Source organism: Candidatus Pelagibacter sp. HIMB1493 (assembly GCF_052047995.1).
GTDB lineage: Bacteria > Pseudomonadota > Alphaproteobacteria > Pelagibacterales > Pelagibacteraceae > Pelagibacter.
The window spans coordinates 774,037-798,615 of the sequence record NZ_JBNAIP010000001.1; the positions used below are offsets into that span (position 1 = coordinate 774,037).

23 protein-coding genes are annotated in these 24,579 nt (G+C 31.1%); 8 read left to right on the forward strand and 15 right to left on the reverse strand.

The features are described 5' to 3' along the window. Positions 1 to 4 precede the first annotated feature (4 nt). Positions 5 to 232, forward strand: coding sequence for a hypothetical protein (locus ACTTBK_RS04210; protein WP_440618690.1), 228 nt, complete (start codon positions 5 to 7; stop codon positions 230 to 232). On the opposite strand, the gene ACTTBK_RS04215 is transcribed toward ACTTBK_RS04210, so the two are convergent. Genes ACTTBK_RS04215 through mobA form a run of 6 tightly spaced genes read right to left on the reverse strand, consistent with a single transcriptional unit; the run spans position 225 to position 6,449 of the window. Beyond that, entirely contained in the window at positions 225 to 1,274 is a 1,050-nt protein-coding gene (locus tag ACTTBK_RS04215) for a threonine aldolase family protein (RefSeq protein WP_440618691.1), read from the reverse strand. The genes ACTTBK_RS04210 and ACTTBK_RS04215 overlap by 8 nt on opposite strands. Positions 1,275 to 1,276: 2 nt before the next feature. After that, a complete protein-coding gene (locus ACTTBK_RS04220; protein ID WP_440618692.1) occupies positions 1,277 to 2,392 on the reverse strand; it encodes a serine/threonine protein kinase in 1,116 nt (371 codons plus the stop codon). A 5-nt stretch (positions 2,393 to 2,397) separates the two neighbouring features. Continuing rightward, a complete protein-coding gene (locus tag ACTTBK_RS04225) occupies positions 2,398 to 3,615 on the reverse strand; it encodes an aminopeptidase P family protein (protein WP_440618693.1) in 1,218 nt (405 codons plus the stop codon). A gap of 6 nt (positions 3,616 to 3,621) precedes the next feature. After that, entirely contained in the window at positions 3,622 to 4,527 is a 906-nt protein-coding gene (locus ACTTBK_RS04230) for a DMT family transporter (RefSeq protein WP_440618694.1), read from the reverse strand. A 49-nt stretch (positions 4,528 to 4,576) separates the two neighbouring features. After that, positions 4,577 to 5,830 carry a molybdopterin molybdotransferase MoeA gene (locus ACTTBK_RS04235; protein WP_440618695.1) on the reverse strand — a complete coding sequence of 418 codons (1,254 nt, stop codon included), beginning with the start codon at positions 5,828 to 5,830 and terminating at the stop codon, positions 4,577 to 4,579. Then, positions 5,823 to 6,449 carry a molybdenum cofactor guanylyltransferase gene (gene mobA, locus ACTTBK_RS04240; RefSeq protein ID WP_440618696.1) on the reverse strand — a complete coding sequence of 209 codons (627 nt, stop codon included), beginning with the start codon at positions 6,447 to 6,449 and terminating at the stop codon, positions 5,823 to 5,825. The genes ACTTBK_RS04235 and mobA overlap by 8 nt, the downstream gene beginning before the upstream one ends. Positions 6,450 to 6,473: 24 nt before the next feature. Between mobA and ACTTBK_RS04245 the strand changes: the two genes are divergently transcribed. From ACTTBK_RS04245 to ACTTBK_RS04270, 6 genes are read left to right on the forward strand one after another with little or no spacing between them, the layout of a single operon-like run. Further along, the gene (locus tag ACTTBK_RS04245; RefSeq protein WP_440618698.1) at positions 6,474 to 6,872 is read left to right on the forward strand and encodes an iron-sulfur cluster assembly scaffold protein; all 399 of its coding nucleotides are present in this window, start codon (positions 6,474 to 6,476) and stop codon (positions 6,870 to 6,872) included. After that, a complete protein-coding gene (locus ACTTBK_RS04250; protein WP_440618699.1) occupies positions 6,873 to 7,349 on the forward strand; it encodes an HPP family protein in 477 nt (158 codons plus the stop codon). It begins immediately after the preceding gene. Between the two features lie 2 nt (positions 7,350 to 7,351). Continuing rightward, positions 7,352 to 8,191, forward strand: a complete 840-nt coding sequence (fdhD, locus tag ACTTBK_RS04255; RefSeq protein ID WP_440618701.1) for a formate dehydrogenase accessory sulfurtransferase FdhD — start codon at positions 7,352 to 7,354, stop codon at positions 8,189 to 8,191. Between the two features lie 16 nt (positions 8,192 to 8,207). Next, positions 8,208 to 9,863: an NADH-ubiquinone oxidoreductase-F iron-sulfur binding region domain-containing protein gene (locus tag ACTTBK_RS04260; RefSeq protein WP_440618702.1), complete on the forward strand. Its 1,656-nt coding sequence runs from the start codon at positions 8,208 to 8,210 to the stop codon at positions 9,861 to 9,863. Next, entirely contained in the window at positions 9,863 to 12,631 is a 2,769-nt protein-coding gene (fdhF, locus tag ACTTBK_RS04265) for a formate dehydrogenase subunit alpha (protein ID WP_440618703.1), read from the forward strand. The genes ACTTBK_RS04260 and fdhF overlap by 1 nt, the downstream gene beginning before the upstream one ends. Positions 12,632 to 12,636: 5 nt before the next feature. After that, complete coding sequence (locus ACTTBK_RS04270; RefSeq protein WP_440618704.1) at positions 12,637 to 14,082, forward strand: protein adenylyltransferase SelO; 1,446 nt, start codon at positions 12,637 to 12,639, stop codon at positions 14,080 to 14,082. Here the strand turns inward: ACTTBK_RS04270 and ACTTBK_RS04275 are convergent, their stop codons facing one another. Together ACTTBK_RS04275 and ACTTBK_RS04280 are read right to left on the reverse strand one after the other, a co-directional pair. Beyond that, positions 14,083 to 15,186 (reverse strand): NAD(P)/FAD-dependent oxidoreductase, encoded by a 1,104-nt coding sequence (locus ACTTBK_RS04275; RefSeq protein ID WP_440618705.1) that lies wholly within the window; start codon positions 15,184 to 15,186, stop codon positions 14,083 to 14,085. A gap of 2 nt (positions 15,187 to 15,188) precedes the next feature. Then, positions 15,189 to 15,656 carry a TspO/MBR family protein gene (locus ACTTBK_RS04280; protein WP_440618706.1) on the reverse strand — a complete coding sequence of 156 codons (468 nt, stop codon included), beginning with the start codon at positions 15,654 to 15,656 and terminating at the stop codon, positions 15,189 to 15,191. Positions 15,657 to 15,677: 21 nt separating this feature from the next. Here ACTTBK_RS04280 and ACTTBK_RS04285 point away from each other — a divergent pair, with 21 nt between their 5' ends. Next, entirely contained in the window at positions 15,678 to 16,436 is a 759-nt protein-coding gene (locus ACTTBK_RS04285; RefSeq protein ID WP_440618708.1) for an SDR family NAD(P)-dependent oxidoreductase, read from the forward strand. On the opposite strand, the gene ACTTBK_RS04290 is transcribed toward ACTTBK_RS04285, so the two are convergent. From ACTTBK_RS04290 to gcvT, 7 genes are read right to left on the reverse strand one after another with little or no spacing between them, the layout of a single operon-like run. Continuing rightward, positions 16,437 to 16,976, reverse strand: coding sequence for a DUF3833 domain-containing protein (locus ACTTBK_RS04290; protein ID WP_440618710.1), 540 nt, complete (start codon positions 16,974 to 16,976; stop codon positions 16,437 to 16,439). It lies immediately after the preceding gene. Between the two features lie 10 nt (positions 16,977 to 16,986). Continuing rightward, the gene (locus tag ACTTBK_RS04295) at positions 16,987 to 18,165 is read right to left on the reverse strand and encodes a class I SAM-dependent methyltransferase (RefSeq protein ID WP_440618711.1); all 1,179 of its coding nucleotides are present in this window, start codon (positions 18,163 to 18,165) and stop codon (positions 16,987 to 16,989) included. Then, complete coding sequence (locus ACTTBK_RS04300; protein WP_440618713.1) at positions 18,165 to 18,929, reverse strand: DUF1365 domain-containing protein; 765 nt, start codon at positions 18,927 to 18,929, stop codon at positions 18,165 to 18,167. The genes ACTTBK_RS04295 and ACTTBK_RS04300 overlap by 1 nt, the downstream gene beginning before the upstream one ends. Next, entirely contained in the window at positions 18,922 to 20,160 is a 1,239-nt protein-coding gene (locus tag ACTTBK_RS04305; RefSeq protein WP_440618715.1) for an NAD(P)/FAD-dependent oxidoreductase, read from the reverse strand. Before ACTTBK_RS04305 ends, ACTTBK_RS04300 begins: the two co-directional genes overlap by 8 nt. Positions 20,161 to 20,166: 6 nt before the next feature. Further along, positions 20,167 to 23,037: an aminomethyl-transferring glycine dehydrogenase gene (gcvP, locus tag ACTTBK_RS04310; RefSeq protein WP_440618717.1), complete on the reverse strand. Its 2,871-nt coding sequence runs from the start codon at positions 23,035 to 23,037 to the stop codon at positions 20,167 to 20,169. Continuing rightward, a complete protein-coding gene (gcvH, locus tag ACTTBK_RS04315) occupies positions 23,037 to 23,417 on the reverse strand; it encodes a glycine cleavage system protein GcvH (RefSeq protein WP_262589607.1) in 381 nt (126 codons plus the stop codon). Before gcvH ends, gcvP begins: the two co-directional genes overlap by 1 nt. After that, a complete protein-coding gene (gene gcvT / locus ACTTBK_RS04320) occupies positions 23,417 to 24,517 on the reverse strand; it encodes a glycine cleavage system aminomethyltransferase GcvT (RefSeq protein WP_440618719.1) in 1,101 nt (366 codons plus the stop codon). The genes gcvH and gcvT overlap by 1 nt, the downstream gene beginning before the upstream one ends. Positions 24,518 to 24,579: the final 62 nt, after the last annotated feature.

A 24,579-nucleotide genomic window follows, 5' to 3' on the forward strand; every position in this document is an offset into this window, starting at 1 on the left:
TAATATGAACAAAGAAAACGCAAGTAAACTCTGGAAAATTATTCAGGAAGCTGGCGATTATTTGGTCGGTCAGTTACCTAACCATCCAAATCACCCTAAAGGAAGAAACCCCTATGCTCACGTTGCTATTTGTGTGAAAAGTAAATTCAATGCAAGTTACAAGGATATTCCTGATGAACAATTTGATGAAGTTATAAAATATATTGAGTTTTTAAAAGAGAATCCTAGTTAGCTTTAATTGTATTTAACAATTCATCAACATCACTATCTTTAGTATTCCAAGCAGCAACTAATCTTACAGCTTTTCCATCTAATTCTTCTTCATTCATTTTGTAACCTTCGGAATTAAGATGTTCTATTTTTTCCCTTGGAAACTTTGCAAAAACCTCATTTGCTTCGGTTGGATAAGCAATTTCAATATCATTATGCTTACTTAAGCCATCACTTAACTTTTTACCCATTGCATTAGCGTGTTTTGCATTTCTGAGCCAAACATCATTTGAAATGTAGGCATCTAGTTGAGCAGATACAAAACGCATTTTAGATAACAAATGCCCTGCTCTTTTCATTAAAAAAGCAATATCCCCTACTAACTCTTTCTTAAAAAATATGATTGCTTCAGCTGCTAGACATCCATTTTTAGTTGCTCCAAATGACAATACATCAACCCCTGACTTCCATGTCATTTCAGCTGGTGTTACATCTAAAGATACCAATGCATTAGCAAATCTAGCACCATCCATGTGTAAATTTAGTTTATGTTTGTGAGTTATCTCTGCAATTTTTTTGATTTCATCTAATTGATAAACTTCGCCTGTTTCACACACTTGAGTAATGCTAACTGATGAAGGTTGGGTGTGATGTACAATTCCTTTTCCACCTATGGATTGGTGTAATTCTTTTGCAGTGATTTTTCCCATTACTCCAGTTAAAGGAATTAATTTTCCACCTCCTGTATAAAATTCAGGTGCACCACATTCATCAGTATTGATATGAGACATCTTATGACAATAAATATTTCCATATGATGGTGTCATCGTAGATAAAGCTAAAGCATTTGCAGCTGTTCCTGATGCAGTTGGAAAAACAATTACCTCTTTTTCAAATATTTCTGAAAACTTATCTTGTAACTCTGTTGACAAAGGATCATTTCCATAAGGAGTACTATCTCCTTCATTTGCTTTTATAATTGCCTCTAATACTTCAGGACAAGCACCCGCAACATTATCGGAGGCGAATTTAACTCGCTCTCTTTTTGTTTTTATTTTTGCCATTGTTATTGTTTTGGAAAATAATCTTTTAAAGTGCCTTCTCTATATACATCTGCTGTACAACAATGAAGTCCTCCACCAAATGCATAAGCATCTCTTAAATCAACAGGCACTACTTCCATTCCTAATTTATCTAATTGCTCAGCTTGATAAATTTCACTTTTCTCAACACAAACAGTTTTAGGATCTAAAACCAAAACATTCATTGATAACCAAGTTGAAGAATAACATAATGGTGGTGGTTCGTTATGAGCTGGTTGAGCACTATCAACAATTTCCCATCCATTATCTTCAAAAAGTTTTCTTTGTTCTTTAGGTAATCTTCTTTGAGGATTGTTAATAATTAAACCTTCTTTAATTGGGGTAAAGGTTGCATCAATGTGAATAGGATATGGATCTCCTGGAAAATTTACTGCGTGAACTCTGTGATCTTTATAATGTCTTTTTAGCCAATCAATTCCTTTTAAATTAGTTGTAAATCCATGTTGCACAACCAAATCTTTTCCAAATCTCAATACATCTGCTGCATCAAACAACGGCTCTTCTTCAGTAGTTACAAAATATTTTTTCTCAGTCCACTCTAATCTTTTTTGAACCCCAATTTTATCTGATAAATAATCTTTTCTGTAATCTGCATCTGTTAGTCTTGGTTTTGGAGCAGACTCGTGTCTCATGTTAGGATCTTGATTGTAATAATCTTTAAGTAGTGGTCGGTAACATAAATACTCAAACCAACGACATCGATAACTCATTGTTGCTTCTAAAATTTCATTACCTACAGTTAACAAAACATCTCTTGGAGGCATACAACCAAACATAGTTTCTGCTTCCCAATCTGGTGTTGATGTTTTTTGATTAAAATCAATTGGTGTTGGTCGATCAACTTTAATACCTCTTTTTTGAAGCATGTTTGAAAAGTTGTCTAACAATTCATTTGCTTTATCGACAGTGTCTTTGGTTCTTGGACCAAACTGTCCTCGCATATCACTATCTTCAGGAACTTTTGCATCTAATGCAGGTTCTGGTGCTGGAATACAAGTGCCATCCGCCCTTCCAACAATAACATGTTTTAACGGATCCCACTCGTTCCAACTATTAACGATAGTTTTATTCTCGCTCATAAAGGTTAGTTTTTTATAATATTATGCTCAGGACCAAAAGGAAATTTTGTAATATTCTCTGCTCCATCTTTACCTATTACTAAAATATCGTGTTCTCTATATCCACCAGCACCAGGATTACCTTCTGGGATCATGATCATTGGCTCCATAGAAACCACCATATTTTCCTCAAGAACAGTATCAATATCTTCTCTTAATTCTAAACCAGCTTCTCTTCCATAAAAGTGTGAAAGCATACCAAATGAATGACCATAGCCAAATGTTCGGTACTGAAGATAACCAAGTTCTGCAAACAATTCATTGAGCTCATGACAAATGTCTGAACATTTAACACCTGGTTTAATTAATTCTAATCCACGCTTGTGAACTTTAACATTTGCTTCCCAAGCTTTAAGAGAGGCATCATCTGCATGATCCAAAAACAAAGTTCGCTCTAGTGCAGTGTAGTAACCTGAGATCATTGGAAAAGTATTTAAAGATAAAATATCTCCTTTAACTAATTTTCTATTAGTCTTTGGATTGTGAGCTCCATCTGTATTGATACCAGATTGAAACCATACCCAAGTGTCCATGTATTCTGCACCTGGATAACTTTTCACAATCTCCCTTTCCATTCTATCCCTTGCTGCTATTGCTACTTCGATCTCCGTGTTATCTTCTCTAATATTTTTAGCTATTTCTTCACCACCAATGTCTGCAATCCTTGCACCATTTCGAATGATCTCAATTTCTTCATCCGATTTGATCATTCTAAGTTTCATTAGATCTTTTGAAACATCACTAAAAACAGAGAAAGTAAAAATAGATCCTATTATTTCTCTCATATCTAAAGTGACATGATCATTTTCAATTCCAATATTTTTAGGAGGCTCATCTCTTCCAATAATTGATACGATTGCTCTTAAAAAATTATCTCTCTTCCAATCAGTATAAATAACATTATCACAATGCGATCTACGCCATGGTTGACTTGCATCAATATTAGCTGAAATTGTTGAAATTTTATCTTGAGTAATGACACATCCGTATGGTCTTCCAAAAGAACAATAAATAAAACCTGTGTAATATGCAACGTTATGCATGGAGGTTAAAATAATCATATCAAGACCATTTTTTTCCATCACTGATCTAAGTTTACTTACTCGATCGTTATATTCTTTATCTGTAAATGGTAATTTTACTTTTTCACCATTTTTAAGTTCAAAAAAATCTGGTCGTTCCATAATAATTTAATTTAATGCTATGTAGCGTTTATTCCATCTCATAATTAAACTATAGTAGAATAAAGATACAAACAGAAAAAAACCTCCAATAATTGTATTAGTTGATGGTACTTCATTAATTCCTAAAATTGGTAACCAAACCCAAAATATTCCACCCACAACTTCTGTTAAAGATAACAATGTTAACTCAGCAGCTGGAATAGCTTTTGAACCAATTGAATATAAAATTAATCCTGAACAAACCAAAAATCCATGTAGTGAAAATAATGAACTATTATAACTCGTAGCAAAGAATGCTTTTCCAGTAGATAAAATCATAATTGATGCAAAAACAAAACAAAAGAAACCAGCAAATGCAACTGTTGTAAATTTAGGAGTTTCCTTTCGCCATCTTAATGAAACTGAAAATACGGAAAAACCTATCGAAGAAGTTAGTCCAAATACAAAACCAATTAAAGATTTCTCACCAGTATTACCAATTGCCATTATCAATATACCAGCTGAAGCAATTATAATTGATATCCAAACATTAAGTGAAATTCTCTCTCTAAGAAATAAAAATGCCAAAAGAGCTGTAAAAAAAGGCATTGCAGCTAAACAAAGTAAAGTAACAGCGGCACTGGTGTTTGTTATAGAATAAATAAATGTGATCATTGCAACTCCAAGACCTGAGCCACCAACTATCCCTGATAATCCTATTTTTAGGTAATTTTTATAAAAGTTTTTTCCTTCTTCAAAATATAGGTAGAGATTAAGTAGAATAAAAATAGTTAAACCTCTTCCAAATATATACTGCCAAGGAACAAGATTGGGACTATCCATATATCTTACAACCAATGGTCCAAATGACCATAATATGCCAGCAAACAGTACAATTGGGACGGCAAGTTTTGGATTTCTTAACTCTAACATTTGTAGAAATCTAATTCTAAAAAGATTTTTCTACAACAAAAATACGTTTCTAAATCAAAGATTGATTAGAGTGGTTGGGGAAAAAACAATCTAAGATGTCCCCTTTTTTAAATTTTGATTTCCCTGCTGGTAACAGAGACCAAATGTTTGATTTAACAAAAGACTTTACTCTAAAAGACTCTTGCCCTTGCAAAATCTCAACTTCTATTTTTCCATTTTTAGTTGTGCTTAATTTGCTTTTTGCAAACCTTGTAAAATTCTGTTTTTTAAAAAAACTATTTTTTAAAGTTGCCCTAATAGGCAGTTCCTCACTTAGTCCTAAAATATTTTCCATAAAGGGGATAACAAAAAATCTAAAGCAAGCAGATGATGACATTGGATTTCCTGGAAGTCCAAAGATTGCTTTTTGTTTTCCTTTAATTTTAGCAAATAGAATTGGTTTTCCTGGTCGGATTGCTACACTTTTAAAATAATTGGATAATTTAAATGTCTTAACAATACTTGGGATATAGTCATATTTTCCAGCAGAAACAGCGCCTGATGTTATCAATATATCGGTATCACTATTTATAAGTTTCTTAATTTGTGATTTATAAATATTTTGATGGTTGTCTCTAAGTATTCCACCATTTTTAAAATTAAATAAAAAGTTTCCTTTAAGATTTTTTATATAATGACTATTAGAGTTCCTAACTTTCCAATTTGGGATATTGTCTTGGTCAGTAATTTCATTTCCTGTTGAAAAAAATAAAATATTAATCTTCTTTTTAACTTTAATCTTTTTTATCCCCAAAGTTTTAAAAGCCAAAATATGATTTGGTTGAATAATTGTATTTTTTTTAACAACAACCTCACCTTTTTTAAAATCTGAACCTGCAAATCTAACATGGTTATACTTTTTAATTTTTTGATTAACTAAAATGTATTTTTTATTATTTTTATTTGGATAAAAAATAATTTGTTCTATTGGGATAATTGTATCAAAACCCTTTGGAATTATTCCACCTGTCATTATCTCAACAGCATCATATTTTTTAATTTTTTTGTTTAATGATTTTGTTCCTGCTGCAATAGATCCAATTATTTTAAATTGTTTTGGTGAATTTTTCTTAATTCCATTAGTATCTTTTGATTTAACTGCAAATCCATCAAATGCAGCATTATCTCCTGCTGGATAATTGATCTTTGAATAAATGTTATCTGAAATCACTCTGTTAAGAGATTTTTCACTCAATATAGTTTCATCTTTAATTTTAATTTTTGCTTTTTTTAAAATTTTTCTAGATTGATCGTAACTAATCATTTTTTAATAATTCTTTAGCTTGTTCTAAATCTTCTTTTGTATTGATATTAAAGAAAGGATCTTGATTTGGAAACTCCATATTAATTGTTTTAACTCCAATACTATTAGCCCACAATTCAACTTTCCGAGCTCCTTTTTCTAGATCATTTTCTAATTGATCTAATAAATTCATCGACCATAAACCAAAGATGTTATGCCTAGTATTGTTTGATTTTATAAAAAATAAACTACTTTCATTTTCATCAATTTGATTAATAAATTCCTCTAAAATTTCTTTTTTAAAAAATGGAGTATCTACTGGAAAAGTTGCTATCCATTGATAATTTTTATTATGATCTTTTGCCCATTTCATTGCTGATAGAACTCCACCTAGAGGACCAAGATCTTTTTTAATATCTCCAATTAGTGAAATTTTATCTGAATTAGTAAATTTAATTGAATTATTAGATACTATTAATACTTCCTTAAATTCATCAATTATTTCTGCCAAGATGTAATCAATTAATATTTTATCAGCTAGCAATATCTGAGATTTATCTTCACCAAACCTTTGTGACTTCCCGCCTGCTAGCACTGTTCCTAAAATATTGTTATGTTCCATTAATAAAATATAAAACATTCAAAGTTGAATTAAAGAAATTAAATGGATTTAAGAATTTTAGAAATCGCGTCTCACACAGAAAATAATAAAGTTTTAGAAAACTTTACTCACAAATCAAAAAACAAAAATCCTATTTGTGGAGATGAGATGGAAATAAGCTTAATTGTCAAAGATGACGTTGTAAAAGATATGGGTTATCAGTGTAAATCTTGTATTTATTGCCAAGCATCCGTTAGCTTATTATCTAGAAAAATTAAGGATAAAAACTTAGAGGAAATAAAAGATTTTGTTACCGCTGGTGAAAAATTGTTTGAAGATGTTAAAGTAAGTCTAGAAAAACACTGGAAAGATTTTAAAGAAATTTTAGATAAAAAAAATCTTTCAAGGAAAGAATGTTTGCTTTTACCTTTAAGAACAATTGTTAAAGCATTAAAAATTTAAATGATAAAAATCACAAAACCATTATTGCAAAAAGCATTGATTGCAGGTTTTTTTTCAACAATCACTATAGGGGTACTTACAGTATTAACTTACAAGAGCACACTTGGATATTTTATTGCAGCATCATTTGGCTCGTCCATGGTTTTATTGTTTGGTTTTCCTGATAGTCCTTTTGCTCAACCAAAAAATGTTTTTTTTGGACATTTGTTAACTGCTTTGGTGGGAGTGTTATTTGTTAATTTTATTCCACTTCCAATTTATATGAGTATTGCATTTGCAGTAGGTATTGGAGTTTTCTTAATGATTTTGTTAAATGTTGTTCATCCTCCTGCAGGAGGAAACCCAATAATTGTAATTATTGGTAGCGCTTCTTATGATTATTTAATTAATCCAATTATATTTGGATGTATCATAATTTTATTACTAGCGATCATAATCAATAAATATTTATTGCAAAGAAACTATCCTTTAAAATAATTATGAATTCAAAATATAAAGTTTTAAAGTATTCATCTAATAATTTTAAAGACGTTGAAGATTTAGTTTCAATCGAAGAACCATTAGAGATTTCTTTAAAGTATAAAGAAAAAGAAAATTGGGTTGAACAAACTTTATCTATTACGATGAGAACTCCCGGTAATGATGAAGATCTTGTAAGAGGATTTTTATTTAATGAACAAATTGTAAAAAGTTTAAATGATATCGATAGCATTGAAAGTTATGGAGACAAAGTTGGTCAATATAAAATTCAAAATAAAATACTAGCAACGCTCAATAATTCAGAAAATGTTAATATATCAAAAATTAAAAGAGATTTTTTAACCAACTCCTCTTGTGGTGTTTGTGGGAAATCTTCATTGGATGCGCTCGAGATAATTAAAACTACAAAGACAAATGCCTCTGAACCTAAAATTTCAAAAGATGTAATTATTCAATCACCTGATATTTTAAGAGAAGGTCAGTCTGAATTCAGCAAAACTGGTGGTATCCATGCAAGTGGTCTATTTAATAGTGATGGAAAATTGATAGCTCTAAGAGAGGATGTTGGAAGACACAACGCTTTAGACAAACTGATTGGTTGTGCTTTGGAGAAAAACCAATTTGATCCAAAAGACCAATTTATTACGTGTTCTGGGAGACTTAATTTTGAGCTAGTTCAGAAGGTTTTAATGACAGATATTGGGATTATGATCGGGGTTGGTGCGCCAACAAGTCTTGCTATCGATTTAGCTAATAAGTTTGACATTACCCTCATAGGTTTCGTAAAGAGGGACAGTTTTAATATTTACACAAATAACAAAAAAGTTAAGGTGGAATAATAAAAAAAGGAAAATTGTGTCAAAAAATATAAGTAATTTATCTGGAAGAATAGGCTTAAAAGACAACCTATTTAAGCAAATTTCAGAGAACACATTAAGTGAAAGCCCTCAAGATATTAAAGAAATTGCAAAAAAACATAACCTTGGAGTTTCAACACTTCACGGTGCTGAATCTTTTTATGAATTTTTAAGACCTTCACATAGAGAAAAAAAAGCTTTCGTATGTAACGGAAGTGCATGCATGTGTGCTGGCACTCAAGACAAACTAAAAGATAAATTAAAAGAAAAATTAGGTGATGACAAAGTTGGAGAGATGTTTTGTCTGGGTCATTGTTATGAAAATCATGCATTTCACTATGATGGTGAAAATTATGCTGGAAAAGATATTGAAAAGATTGATCAAATTTTAAAAGGTGAAGAAATTAAACAAGAAAAATTTTTCTCTAAGAGCTATGCAACAACAAGTTTTTTAATGGATGATAAGTTATCATCAACAGATCAATTCAAAGAACAGTTAAGTAAATTTTTAAAAATAGATAAAAAAGAAATAGTAAAATCATTATTAGATTCAAACCTTACAGGAAGAGGTGGTGCAGGTTTTCCAACAGGAATGAAATGGGATTTCTGTAGTAAAGCAAAAGGTGATAAGAAATATGTTATCTGTAATGCAGATGAAGGTGACTCAGGAGCTTTTTCAGATAGATATTTATTAGAGGACCAACCATTAAAAGTTATTTTTGGAATGGTGTTATGTGGATTTGTAATTGGAAGTGATGAAGGAGTTTTGTACATCAGAGGTGAGTATCCAAAATCGATTGAAGCGATCAATGGATGTATTAATGAACTTAAAAAATTAAATTTATTAGGTGAAAATATTTTAGGGACAGATTTTTCTTTTGATCTTGGAATTTGTATCGGTCAAGGTGCATATATTTGTGGAGAAGAAACAGCTTTAATAGCTTCTATTGAAGGAAGAAGAGCTGAAGTAGATGTAAGACCCCCTTTCCCAGTTACTGAAGGTTTATATAAAAAACCAACTGTAGTTAACAATGTTGAAACTTTAGCTGCAGCAACTGGAATTTTATTAAATGGATCAGACAAATTTTCTTCAGTTGGAAATAAAAAGTCAGCTGGAACAAAATTAGTTTGCTTAGATAGTTTCTTTAATAATCCAGGTGTTTATGAAATTGACATGGGAACACCAATGAAAAAAATATTTAATGAAATTGGTGGCGGATACAAAGATCCTGTTAAAGCTTTTCAAATAGGTGGCCCTTTAGGTGGTGTCGTTCCTTTAAGTGAAATAGAAAATTTAAATTTAGATTTTCAAGAGTTTACCGCAAAAGGTTTTATGTTAGGTCACGCAAGTGTAGTTAGTATTCCAAAAGATTTTCCAATGGCTGAATATATTCATCATTTATTTGAATTTTCTGCAGAAGAATCTTGTGGGAAATGTTTTCCTGGAAGACTTGGATCTTACAGAGGAAAAGAAATGTTTGATCAAGCTAAGAAGAAAACAGCTAAAATTCCTTTAAAATTACTAGAAGAATTGTTGGTTACTATGCAAAAAGGCTGCTTATGCGCTCTATGTGGAGCGATCCCAACTCCTATTCAAAACATCCTAAAATACTTTGGCGATGAAATGAAAAATGATATGGTGAAGGATAATTAATGAGTTCTGAGAAAAGAAAAATTGCTTATATTGATGGAAAACCTTACGAAATAGGTCCTAATCATACATCTATTTTAAAGTTTGTTAAAAGCTATGTTGGTGAAAAAAAGGTGCCAACTTTATGTGATGACCCTAACTTAGCACCATATGGAGCTTGCAGAGTTTGTTCTGTTGAAGTTGCTTTAGAAAAAGACGGACCAACTAGAGTAGTTGCATCTTGTCATACACCAGTTGCAGAAAACCAGCACATATTCACTTCAAACGAAGCATTAACAAGCCTTAGAAAAAATATTGTTGAATTAGTTTTAACTGATCACCCAATGGAATGTGATACTTGTGAAGTAAACAAAAACTGTGAACTTCAAACAGTTGCAAATGATTTAGGTGTTGCTGATCATAGATACAATAGTCCTAAGCAACATAAAGGAATTCCAAGAGATACTTCTCATGATTACATGAGAATGAATTTAGATAACTGTATTAACTGCGGAAGATGTGTCAGAGCATGTGATGAAATTCAAGGATCATTTGTTTTAACAATGAGTGGTAGAGGATTTGAATCTAGAATTACAACAGATAACGATATGATGTTTGGAGATAGTTCTTGTGTGTCATGTGGAGCTTGTGCTCATACATGTCCAACGGATGCAATTTCCGATGTATTCCAATCTAAGTCTGCAGCTGTAGATAAAAAAGTTAGAACAACTTGTTCGTACTGTGGTGTTGGTTGTAATTTAGAAGCATCTATTAAAGATGATAAGGTAGTTGCAATAGACACTCCTAAGCAAACAGAAGTAAACGCTGGTCACACTTGTATTAAGGGGAGATACGCATTTAGTTTTTATGAACACCCTGACAGATTAAAAACTCCATTGATTAAAAGAAATGGAAAGTTTGAAGAAGCAAGTTGGGATGAAGCGTATGACTTTATCAAAAAAGAAATGAATAGAATTACAAAAGAAAATGGACCAGATGCTTTTGCTGGAATTTCTTCTGCAAGATGTACAAACGAAGAAAACTATGTTTTCCAAAAAATGATTAGAGCAGCTGTTGGAACTAACAGTGTAGATTGTTGTGCAAGAATTTGTCATTCGCCTACAGCTTGGGGTATGCAACAAACATTTGGAACAGGTGCTGCAACTAACTCAACAGAAGATATTTATCATGCAGATTTATTTTTAGTGATTGGTGCAAACCCAACCAATGCTCACCCAGTAACAGGAGCAAAAATTAAACAGCAAGTGATGAAAGGTAAAAAATTAATTGTCCTTGATCCGGTGACAACTGAATTAGCTAAACTTGCAGATTATCATATCAAACTTAGACCAGGTACTAACGTTGCGGTTCTAAATATGATGTTACACTTTATTATTAAATCTAAACTTTATAATGCTGACTTTGTAAGAGATAGAACAGAAGGTTTTGATAATTTCTTAAAAGAAATCGAAAGACAGGATGTTGATCAGTTAGCAAAAGTTGCTGGCGTTGATAAACAACTAGTTAAAGAAGCTGCAATTGCCTATGCAACAGCAAGAAATTCAATGGAGTTCCATGGATTAGGAGTTACTGAACACGAACAAGGTTCTAAAACAGTGATGTTAATTGCTGATTTAGCAATGATTACAGGAAATATTGGAAGAAAAGGTGTTGGTGTAAATCCACTTAGAGGTCAAAATAATGTGCAAGGTGCTGCGGATATGGGATGTCAGCCTCACCAAGGTGCAGGTTATTTTGAAGTAGCAGATGAAAACAATCAAAAATTTTATACTGAAAAATATGGTGTAACTCATCCTACTAAACCAGGTTTAAAAATTCCTCAAATGTTTGAGGCTGCAATCAGTAAAGAACTAAAAGGATTATGGATTATTGGTGAAGATATAGTTCAAACAGATCCAAATAGTGCACATGTTATTGAGGCAATGAACTCATTAGAGCTATTAGTGGTTCAAGAAATATTTATGAGTGAGACTGCAAAACTTGCAACTGTAGTTTTACCAGGAACTACTTTCCTAGAAAAAGATGGAACTTTTACAAATACTGAAAGAAGAATTCAAAGAGTTAACAGAGCAGTTCCTCCATTACCAGGTACAAAACCAGATGGACTAATTGTAACTGAGATGATGCAAAAATTAGGTTTTGATCAACCATCTTATGATGCAGATCAAGTATTGGCAGAGATCGCTGATGTGGTACCATTCTTTAAAGGTGTTACTAGAGAGAGACTTGGTAAATTAGGATTACAATGGCCTGTAAAAGAAGATGGAACAGATACACAAATTCTACACACAGAAACATTTAAACTTGGAAAAGGAAGATTGAAAAACTTTGATTGGAAAGAATCTAGTGAAATAGAAGCTAATCAAAAAGATTATCCATTAATTTTAACTACAAGTAGAGTTTTACAACATTACAATGCAGCAACAATGACAAGAAGAACAAAAAACATAAACATTGTTGATGAGGATGTATTACTAATTCATCCAAAAGATGCAGCTCATAGAGATTTAAATACAGGCGATATTGGAAGATTATATTCTGGAAGAGGAGAAGTTGCTTTAAAAGTAGAAGTAACAGATAAAGTTAAAGAAGGAATTGTATTTACAACATTCCACTTCCCTGAACACATGGTTAATATGGTAACTGGCCATGGAAAAGATGAAGAAACTATGTGTGCAGAATACAAAGTTTCATCAGTTGAAGTTCAAAAAATTTCTAATCAATTTAAAACAGAAGTTAAGCCAAAAGAACATCAAGCTGAAGTTAGTTAATTAAAATGACCATCGGTTGGCATTTTGATAATTCATATTCAAAACTATCAAAAACATTTAAAGAAGACATCAAACCTACACCAGTTCATGAGCCTGAGCTTGTTATTTTAAATGAAGAACTTGCTAAAAATTTAAATTTAAAATTTTCAGAAATAGATAAAAAAAAATTAGCTGAAATATTCTCAGGAAATAGTTTGCCTGATGGAACTAATTCAATTGCGCAAGCATATGCTGGTCATCAATTTGGTCATTTCACGATGCTTGGAGATGGTAGAGCTGTTCTATTAGGAGAACATATAGATAATAAAAATCAACGTTTCGATATACAATTTAAAGGTTCAGGAAGAACCTCTTTTTCTAGAGGCGGAGATGGAAGAGCAGCTTTAGGTCCAATGCTAAGAGAATACATAATTAGTGAAGCAATTAACGCTTTAAATATTCCAACAACTAGAAGTCTTGCGGTTGTTAAAACTGGAGAAAAAGTTGTTAGAGAAAATTTGTTAAATGGAGCAATTTTAACAAGAGTTGCATCCAGTCATATTCGAGTTGGCACTTTTCAATATATTGCAGCCACTCAAAATCTAGAAGATCTTAATACATTAGTTGATTACACAATTGATAGACACTATCCAGAAATTAAGTCCTCAAAAAATAAAGCTTTAGATTTATTAAGTCTTGTAATGGAAAGACAATGTCAGTTAGTGATTAATTGGATGAGAGTTGGATTTATTCATGGAGTGATGAACACTGATAACATGGCAATTTCTGGCGAAACAATTGATTATGGTCCATGTGCTTTTATGGATCAATATGATCCAAAAACTGTATTTAGCTCTATAGATAAATTTGGAAGATATGCTTTTTCAAATCAACCACCAATTACAAAATGGAATTTAGCAAGATTTGCAGAATGTCTGATACCACTTATTGATAAAGATGAAGATACAGCAATTAAAATTGCAACAGAGTTAATTGATAATTTTCAAAATATTTATGAAGAAAAATGGTTAAATATGATGAGAGATAAACTTGGTTTATTTGGTGAAAATAAAAATGATCTAACATTAATTAATAAACTTTTAGATTGGATGAAAAATAATAATGCAGATTATACAAATACCTTCTGTCATTTAATGGGTGTTGAGATTGATAATGAAATTTATAAAAATGATGATTTTAAAAATTGGACTAATGAATGGGAGAAAAGATTAAAACTAAATAATTCATCTGACAAATACTTAGAACTGATGAAAAAAACTAATCCTATAGTTATACCAAGAAATCAAAAAGTAGAGGATGCTCTAGCTGATGCGGACAAAGGAAATCTAGAAAAAATGAATAAACTTTTAAAAGTTTTAAGTAATCCTTATTCTGATCAAGAAAATATTATTGAATTTCAAAAACCTACACCAACAGGTAATGAAAAATATCAAACTTTTTGTGGAACTTAATTATAAAACGTAAGGTTCTCTTCTTGCAGTTTTGCCCAACACTCTTTCAACAGCAAAATCACTTATATCAATTGTTTGGTATGAACCAGTTGTGATCAATTCAGTTAACGCTCTTCCAATACCTGGAGCTTGCATTAATCCTCTTCCAGTAAAACCAGTAGCCATATAAACATTGTCGTACTTAGGATGTTTCCCAACAACAGCATTATTATCTAATCTGTTACAATCGTAGTAACCTGCCCAGCCTCCAGTTAATTTTAATTCTTCAAAAGCTGGTATTCTTTTTGCTAGTGCTGGCCAAACTAATTCTTCAAAATCATTCCATGCTGGCTCTAAATCGTCTGCACCAAATACTGACAATGGTGATCCTGCTAAATACTCTCCACCCTCAGGTCTCCAATAAACACCCGTAGTTAAATCACCAGTTAGAGGCATTTCTTTTATATATGTTGGACATTTTACTCTAAACACTGTGTGTTTTTGAGGTTCAACAGGAATGTCTTCTAATAATTCTTTAGTCCAGCAACCAGCTGCAGAAACAATTGTTTTAGCATTTATCTCTGAAAGACTTTTAACCTCTCCTTTTATAAATTCTGCTCCAAGTTCTATTGCCTTACTTTTCAGTGCACTATGAAACATAAAAGGATCAATCCAACCTTCACTTTGATTATCTGTGTAAGTAGCAGTCTCAACACCTTCATCATTTATATATGGAAATACTTTCGATAGCTCTGAGCCTTTAATATTTTTTGTACCTGCATCACATTCCTTATGATTTTCTAAAGCTTTATATTGTTCTTCAGCATGTTCTGGACCAAACATCAAAAGATAACCATTGGTCACCATACTTGCTGTTGGATTAGGATTTTTTTCAGTTTTTAACAATTCTGGTATTTGAAAAATAAATTCTCTTGCAAATTTACCAAGTAAGATATTTTCTTTTTGATAAAATTGTCTTCTAAAACCTCCTAAAGACAAAGGAAATGAAGCTGTTTTGTAAGTTGGATCTCTTTCAATTACCTTAACTTTTCTCCCTTCTTTTGAGAGAAAATAAGCTGTTGCTGCTCCAATTATACCACCGCCAACTACAACAACATCATCCATAATTAATTCAATATTATCAAACTTGTATTCAAAATTAGAGCAAAGCAACACCAAAGTAAATATGGAATCATCAAATACGAGCTCATCATTGTGACGCGTCTATATCTTATGATTAGATTGATAATAAATGCAATTAACACAACTAATACTAATAAAGCTAAAATCATGTTGTGAAATACAAAGAAAACTATACTCCAAGTTGCATTGAAAACTAAATGAATAAAATAAATATAAACTGTATTCATTTCTTTATTTTTGGAATGCCAATACATCCAAATAGAAATTGTCATCAATAAATATAAAATTGTCCATACCGGACCAAACACCCAGTCTGGTGGATTAAAAACAGGTTTATTTAACAAAGAATACCAAGGCTCCTTGAAAGTAACTGTAGCTAAACCTCCAATTAATGAAGCTGAAAATGTAATGATAAGAAATAATATAAATGTTACAATTTTATTTTTTAACATAATGTTTATACATAACAAAAAATGAGCAAAAAAACTATTTGGATAACTGGTGGCAGCACAGGAATTGGTAAAGCTTTGGCAATTAAATTTGCAAACAAAGGATGGAATGTTGCGGTATCTGCGAGAAGAGTTGAGCTCCTAGATGAACTTTCAAAAAATTATGAAAATATTTCATCATTTCCCTTAGATGTTACTGATAAAACAAAATGTACAGAAGTTTTCAATCAAATTAAAAATAAGTTTGAAAATATTGATATATGTTTTTTTTCAACTGGTACATGGAATCCAAAAAAAGAAAAAGAAATCGATGTCGAGCAAATGGAAGATGTTTTTAAAGTAAATTTTTTTGGAACAGTGAACTCCATTAAAGCAGTGGAACAATATTATAGAGAAAGAAAAAGTGGTATAATCACTATAGTTTCATCTATTGCTGGTTATAGAGGATTGCCTAATTCAACTGGTTATGGACCATCAAAATCTGCACTAAATAATTTAGCAGAAAGTTTATATTTTGATTTTAAAAGGTACAATGTTCGAGTTTGTTTGGTTTCTCCTGGTTTTATTAAAACACCAATGACTGATAAGAATGATTTTAAAATGCCATTTTTGAAAACACCTGAATTTGCTGCGGATCAAATTTATGATGGCTTAATTAATAAAAATGTTTTCGAGATACATTTTCCAAAAGCGCTTACTTTAACTTTAAAGTTCTTTAGTTTTCTTCCAAGTAAACTTTATTTTAAATTAGTGGGGAAGATGACTAAGCATCAAAAGAAGTAATTAATCTTTAACGAATACAACAGTTAGCTCTGCTACTTTAAATCCAAACTTAGTCATTGTAGCTCTGTTGATTGCAACTCTTTCATCTTGCTTAAAGATCCAATCATCAAAAGTAATTTTTAATTCTTTTCCTTTAACTGGAACTAATAAAACATACTCAAATTTAAATGCAGGGCCGTAAGAATATCCTATTGCTTTTCCAACAACGTCCCCTGCTGTACCTTCATAATTATGTTCATCTATTTTAGTAATTGTCCACTCTCGGTCTTGAACTTCACCATCATCCCAATTAAATTTCTCTTTTAAAATTAACTGTTTGCCATCCCATGTTCCATCTAAATCAGCTGAGAATTGTCTTGTAACTTTTCCTGATCGATTTTGTAAAACACCCCAAGCTTTAACGTTTCCTGTAAGGTATTCTTCAATAATTAACCTAGGTTCTTTATTTTTAAAATCTTCTGGTTTCATGGCACTATTATTTGAGCAACTTGTAATTAAGAAAACCAGAATTATCAACGAAATTGATTTAATTATTTTCATATTATTGGTATTATTTATTCTGCATTGAAAATTGAATCAAATCAATATTTTTAGATTTAAATCCTGCTTCACAATAAGATAGGTAAAATTCCCACATTCTTTTAAAAGTCAGATCAAATCCTTGATTTTTAATTTGATCCCATTTTCTTAAAAACTCTTCCCTCCAGATAGCTAACGTTTCTGCATAATGATCTGCATATGATATGTACGAATTAATTGTTAAGCCGTTATCTGAAACGTATCTATTAATGCTATTTTTGTTAGGAAGAAATCCTCCTGGGAAAATGTATTTTTGAATAAAATCCTGTTTATTTTTGTATCTATCAAACAAACTATCATCAATGGTTATTGCTTGAATTGCAGCCTTTCCTCCATTCGATAAATTATCTTTTATTGTTTTAAAATAACTCTCTAAATAATTTTGCCCAACAGCCTCAATCATTTCAATTGAAGCGATCGAATTATATTTTCCTTGAAGATCACGATAATCTTTAATCTCAATATTTACTTTTTCATTTAGACCACATTTATGAATTCTTTCTTTTGCGTAATCGAATTGTTTTTTAGAAATAGTAATACAGTCTAATTTCACATCATATTTCTTACCTAAATATTCTGCAAAGCCACCCCAACCACAACCAATTTCTAAAACTTTATCTCCAGAACTAGGTTTGATTAGATCAATTAATTTTTGGTATTTATTATTTTGTGCAACGCTTAAATTTTTTGAGCTATCATCAAAGATTGCGCTTGAGTAAGTTAAAGTATCATCTAACCACAATGAAAAGAAATCATTTCCAAGATCATAATGTTTTGCAATATTTTCCTTACTTCGACTTTTTGTATTTTTAATTATTTTATTTTTTACAAAATTAATTATAGGTAGATCAAGCAAACCAGAGAATTTATATATCACTTGAATATTTCTAGCTGTTAACTCAATTAGATCTGAAAGATTATCAGTTTCAAATTCACCTCTCATATAACTTTCAGCAAAACCAATACTTCCACCTCTAATTAAATTATAATTAAAATTTGGATTTTTTATCTTAATATTTGCCTTTAAAGATTGATCAGGGTTACCAAATTTTAAAATCTCACCTTCATGGGTAGTTATCTCAAGGTATCCATTTTTAATTTTACTTAAAAATTTAAAAACTAATTTATCTGCAGTTTTATTTAATAACATTAATTCTCTACCGTTATATTGTTTCTTATTTTTATTTTTTTTTTAATAATTTTAATTCCTTTCATCCATAATTTAAATGCTTCAAAATGGATTGCTGATATTATTTTAATGGTCATTAGAGGATGTTTTAAATAAGACTTTAATAATTGGCTGCTATTTAAATCAGTTTTTTTACCATCCTGAGATGCAAATAAAATTTTTCCCTCTTGATCATATTGATCAATGATTACAGAAAGTTTTTCATCAGGATTAAGAATTCTAAAGAAATACTTACAATTCATTTCTATAAAAGGTGAAACATGAAATTTTTTAGAACAATTATTCTGGATTAGTTTATTTTCACTATCTACCCTAAAAACATAAGTATGTTGCTCACCAAATGTATTTTTCACCTCATATAATATAGATATTAATTTATCATTTTGATTATAAACGAAAAAAATACTTAGAGGGTTAAATACATAACCAAAAATTCTTGGATAACAGAGAAGCTTAATTTTAATACCTTTAGTGTCTATTTTATTTTGTTCTAAATTTTTCTTTACCCACTCTTCAAGAGAAGATCCGTCACGTTCACCATGATCCTTTTCATGAAAACTAATTAAATTGAATTTATTCAATGAAAAGAAGCTTATCTCTTGATCTATTTTTCTTAACTCAGATAAATCAATTAAAAGAGAGAAAACGTTATACTTAAAATAATGCTCTTTTGGTTTGAAACGTTTATGGATTACTTTTCCGTTATATATGCATGAGTTAGTCATTTAGGTGTTTTAGCATTTCAATCGATGATTTTATTCCATCTTCATGAAAACCGTAACCAAAATAACTCCCGCAAAAAAGCAAATCTTTTTTATTTTGTAAACTATATAGTTCTGATTGAGCATCTAGTGCTTGTTGATCATAATAAGGATGAGTAAATTTAACTATTTTAAGTATTTTACTCTCATCAATTTCAAAATAAGGATTAAGAGTTAAAAAGATGTCCTGATCGCATTTAAGGTTTTGCAAAAGGTTTAACCAATAAGTAATAGAATTTTTTTCTAAATCCTTGTCATTGATTGATGAATTCCATGAGGACCATACCTTTTTATTTTTTGGCATCGCTCTTTTGTCTGTATGAATATATGCAATATTTTCTTTATAACTGAAATTGGATAAAATTTTTGCCTCTTCATTTGTAGGGCTATCAATCAACTTTAAAGCTTCATCGGCATGTGCAGCTATAACAACTTTATCGTAATCAAAAAATTCACTTTCACCACCATAATATAAATCTAACCCTTTTGATTTTCTTATAATTTTTTTAATTTTATAATTTTTATAGTATTCACCACTTATCTTTGAAATTACTTTATTCACATAAGTTCTACTTCTATTGGTTACAGTATACCACTGAGGTCTATTTTTTAGTTTAAAGAGCCCGTGATTTTGAAAAAATTTTAAAAAGAATGTTATTGGCATCTTACTTGCTTCATAAGGTGGCATAGACCAGATTGCAGACACCATTGGGATGATATGGTAATCAATAAATGTTTTTGATAGTTTATTATTTTCTAAATATTCACCTAAAGTTAATTTTTGATCTGTAACATTTAATTGATCGCTATTTTTATAAAATTTAATGATATCAAAAAACATTTTTAAAAAATTAGGATTAAACAAATTAGATCTATTGGAAAAAATTCCATTTAAACCTTTTCCACAATATTCAAAGCTTGTATTTTCTACAGATACCGAAAAAGACATGTCACTTTTTTCAATCTGAACATCATTTTCTTTAAAGAAATTAATTAAATTTGGATAGGTTTGAAAATTAAATACAATAAAACCAATATCTACAGATACTTTCTTTTCATCAAAAGTTAAATCTATTGTATGAGAGTGACCACCAAAGTGATCTTCTTTCTCAAAAAGATCTACATGATGTTTTTGTGATAAATAATATGCAGCACTTAAGCCTGATATCCCAGAACCAACTACAGCAATTTTCATTAATGATTATGCCGCGTCTTCTTTAAACTCATCCATACTTGGACAAGTACAAAAAATATTCTTATCTCCATAAACATTGTCCACTCTTGCAACTGGTGGCCAAAATTTATTTGTTTTTAAGAACTTAGCAGGATAAGCAGCTTGCTCTCTTGAATATTTATGATCCCATTCATCTGATGCAAGTTCTATATCTGTATGAGGAGCGTTCTTAATAGGATTGTCTACTTTATCAAACTCACCAGAATTAATCTTATCTATTTCAGATTTGATATTTATTAAAGTATCACAAAATCTATCAAGCTCAGATAAACTTTCACTCTCTGTTGGCTCTATCATCATAGTTCCTGCAACTGGCCAAGACATTGTAGGAGCATGGAAACCATAATCGATCAACCTTTTAGCGATATCTTCCTCTGTGATACCTGTCTCACTCTTAATTGATCGAATATCTATAATACATTCATGAGCAACGTTTCCATTTGAGCCTTTGTACAAAATTGGAAAATGATCTTTAAGTCTGTGAGCTATATAGTTTGCGTTTAATATAGCAACTTGCGTAGCTAATTTTAAACCTTCAGAACCCATCATTTTAATATACATCCAAGAAATTGATAAAATACTTGAGCTTCCCCAAGGGGCTGCTGAAACTGCTCCTATTCCTGTAGCAGGTCCACAATCTTTAACAACTGGATGATTAGGTAAATAAACTTGCAAATGTCTTTTACATGCAATTGGTCCCATTCCTGGTCCTCCACCACCATGTGGAATACAGAATGTTTTGTGTAAGTTTATATGACAAACATCTGGACCAAAATTTCCAGGTCTTGCTATTCCAACAAGTGCATTTAAATTTGCACCATCCATGTACACTTGACCACCATGTTTATGTATAAGTTCACAAATATCTGTAATTTTTTCTTCAAATACACCATGAGTAGAAGGATATGTAACCATTAATGCTCCAAGATTTTCAGAATGTGCCTCTGCTTTTTTCTTCAAATCTTCAAAATCAACATTTCCTTCTTTGTCACAATCAACAACTACAACTTTCATTCCAACCATTTGTGCACTAGCAGGATTTGTTCCATGTGCTGAGCTTGGAATTAAACATATATTTCTGTTTTCTTCTCCTCTGTCCAAATGATATTTTCTAATTACCATTAACCCTGCATATTCTCCTTGAGCACCTGCGTTTGGTTGAAGTGAAACACCACTAAAACCAGTAATTGATCTTAGCCAATTTTTAAGATCAGTAAATAAAGCTCTATACCCTTCCATCTGTTCTACTGGTACAAACGGATGAGGTTCAGCCAACTCTCTCCATGAAATAGGAATCATTTCTGCTGTAGCATTTAATTTCATAGTACATGAACCAAGTGCAATCATAGTTCTGTTAAGAGCTATATCTTTATCTTCTAATTTTTTTAAATATCTAAGCATCTCTGTTTCTGAATGATATGAGTTAAAAACAGGATGTTCTAAGTATTTAGAGGTTCTCAGTAAATTTTTTGGTAAATTAGGTAAACTTACTGTTGGATCTTCTTTTTTAATAGACTCGGCTGCATTAAAAATTTTCAACAATTGATTTACTCTATAAACGTTTTTCTTTTCATCAAAAGAAACTGCTAACATTTCTGAATTTACTCTTCTAATGTTTACTTTTTGATCTAAAGCATTTTTATAGATTTGATCAGTCTTATCTTTTGTTACAATTGTAACTGTATCAAAGAAATGATCTGAATAAATTTCATATCCAGATTGTTTTAATTTATCTGCAAAATTTTTAGCTAATTGAGAAACTCGTTCTGCAATAGTTTTTATTCCATCTGGTCCGTGGTAAATTGCATATGCCGCTGAAACAATTGCTAACAATGCTTGAGCAGTACAAATGTTACTTGTAGCTTTATCTCTTCTAATATGTTGCTCTCTTGTTTGAAGTGATAATCTGTAAGCTTTATTTCCATGTCTATCTACTGACACACCAATAATTCTTCCTGGCATAGACCTTTTAAACTCGTCTTTAGTTGCAAAGAAAGCTGCATGAGGTCCACCATAACCCATTGGTATTCCAAACCTTTGTGAACTTCCAACTGCAATATCAGCACCTAATTCTCTTGGTGTTTTTAGTAGTGCTAAAGCTAATAAATCAGAAACTAATACTGCTTTTCCATTTTTTTTATGGATTTTACTAATAGCTTCACTTGGATCTTTGATGTCTCCTAAAGTTCCAGGATATTGAAGAATTCCACAAACTAAATCCTCTTTAAGTTGATCCAATACTTTATCTTCGTTACCAACAAGTACTTTTAATCCCATTGGTTCTGCTCTTGTTTGAATTACATCAATTGTTTGTGGATGACAATTTTCAGAAACAAAAACTAAATTACTATCCTTTTTATTTAATCTATGACTTAATCCCATAGCTTCTGCGGCTGCTGTTCCTTCATCAAGTAACGATGCATTTGCAATGTCCATGCCTGTGAAATCAACAATCATTTGTTGGAAGTTTAGAAGCATTTCCAATCTTCCTTGTGCTACTTCAGGCTGATAAGGAGTATAAGAAGTATACCAGCCTGGATTTTCTAAAATATTTCTTAAAATTACATATGGAGTGTAAGTTCCATAGTAACCCATACCAATAAAATTTGAATAAATTTGATTTTTTTTTGAAATCGCTTTCAGTTTTCTTAATGCTTCATACTCAGAATTAGACTCTCCTATATTTAATCCATCTTTCAATTGTATCTTTTCTGGAACTGTACTTTTAATTAAATCATCTAATGAATTATAATTGAGTTCCTTCAGCATTTTATTTTGATCTTCTTCTGAAGGCCCAATGTGTCTTTTTAAAAAGTCTTTTTGTGAGTTATGTAACATTAGCTAGCACTCTCCTTTGCAAATTTATCGTATTCTTCTTTGTTCATTAAGCTGTCCATTTCTGAACTGTCTTTTAATTTAAGTTTAAAAAACCAAGCTGATCCCTCAGGGTCTTCATTAATTTTTGCAGGATCATCTACTATAGCTTGGTTAGTATCTACTACTTCACCACTTACAGGAGTATACACATCACTTGCAGCTTTAGTTGACTCAACAACCCCTGCTGTGCCATCTTTTTCAACGCTTGAACCTTTTTCAGGTAACTCAGCAAAAACAATATCTCCCAACATTTCTGTTGCATGTTTTGTAATTCCAATGGTTGCAACATCGCCCTCCACTGTAATCCACTCATGCTCTTTTGAAAATTTAACTTCACTCATTAGTTTACTCCTTTCACATAACTTTTTTTATAAAATGGTAACCCACAAACACTTGCAGGATGTTTTTTTCCTCTTACTTCTAGTAAAACTTTTGTATCAACTTTAGAAAACTCTTTATCAATATAGCCCATTGCTATTGGACCATTTACACTTGGTCCAAAAGTTCCGCTTGTAACCTCACCAATAAGTTTTTCTGACTCATCAAATATTTTAGTTTTTTCTCTAGCAATCAATCTTCCTTCTGGCTTAATCCCAATTCTAATTTTAGAGGTACCCTCTTGTATTTCTTTCATAATTTTATCAGAACCAACAAATCCACCATTTGAAATTCTCTCTTTAGAAATTGCCCACTTTAAGTTTGCTTCAATTGGTGTTTTTTCTGTATCAAGTTCATGTCCATATAAGCATAATCCAGCCTCTAATCTCAAGGTATCTCTTGCCCCAAGTCCTATAAGTTGTGCTCCTTTTTCCATCAAATTCTGAGTAAATCCTTCAGCTAAATCGTTGTTAATAGATACTTCAAAACCATCCTCTCCAGTATAACCAGACCTTGTAACAAAAGCTTTTTGATCTTTATAATCAAACCAGTTCCCTGTCATAAAATTAAGTTTTTCAACACCTTCTATTATGTCATTTAAAATCTCAACTGACTTTGGACCTTGAATTGCAATTAATGCTCTTTGATCATCAAGAACCATTTCATATTTACTTTTCAGTAAATCTGATAAAATTTTAAAATCATTATCTTTGCATGCTGCGTTTAAAATAATTAAATATCCTTTTTCAATTTTAGTAATTATTAAATCATCATAAATTCCAGCACTATCGTTCATTAAAAAACTATATTTAGAACAGTTTTGTTTCAAATTTTTTAAATCAAGTGGAAAAATTTTTTCAAGATCAGCAGTTAAGTCATCTCCACCATGAATAAATAATTGACCCATATGAGACACATCAAAAATACCTGCATTTAATCTTGTAAATTTATGTTCTTCAACAATTCCTTTGCTGTATTGTATGGGCATTTCATATCCAGCAAATTCTACAAATTTAGCTTGGTTATCTTGATGAAGTTTATTTAAAGATGTTTTTTTTCCCATACTAACTCTGTCGTACCCATCTGTATTTTTGCCTGAGAGTTTTACTCCTTCGGCGAGAACTC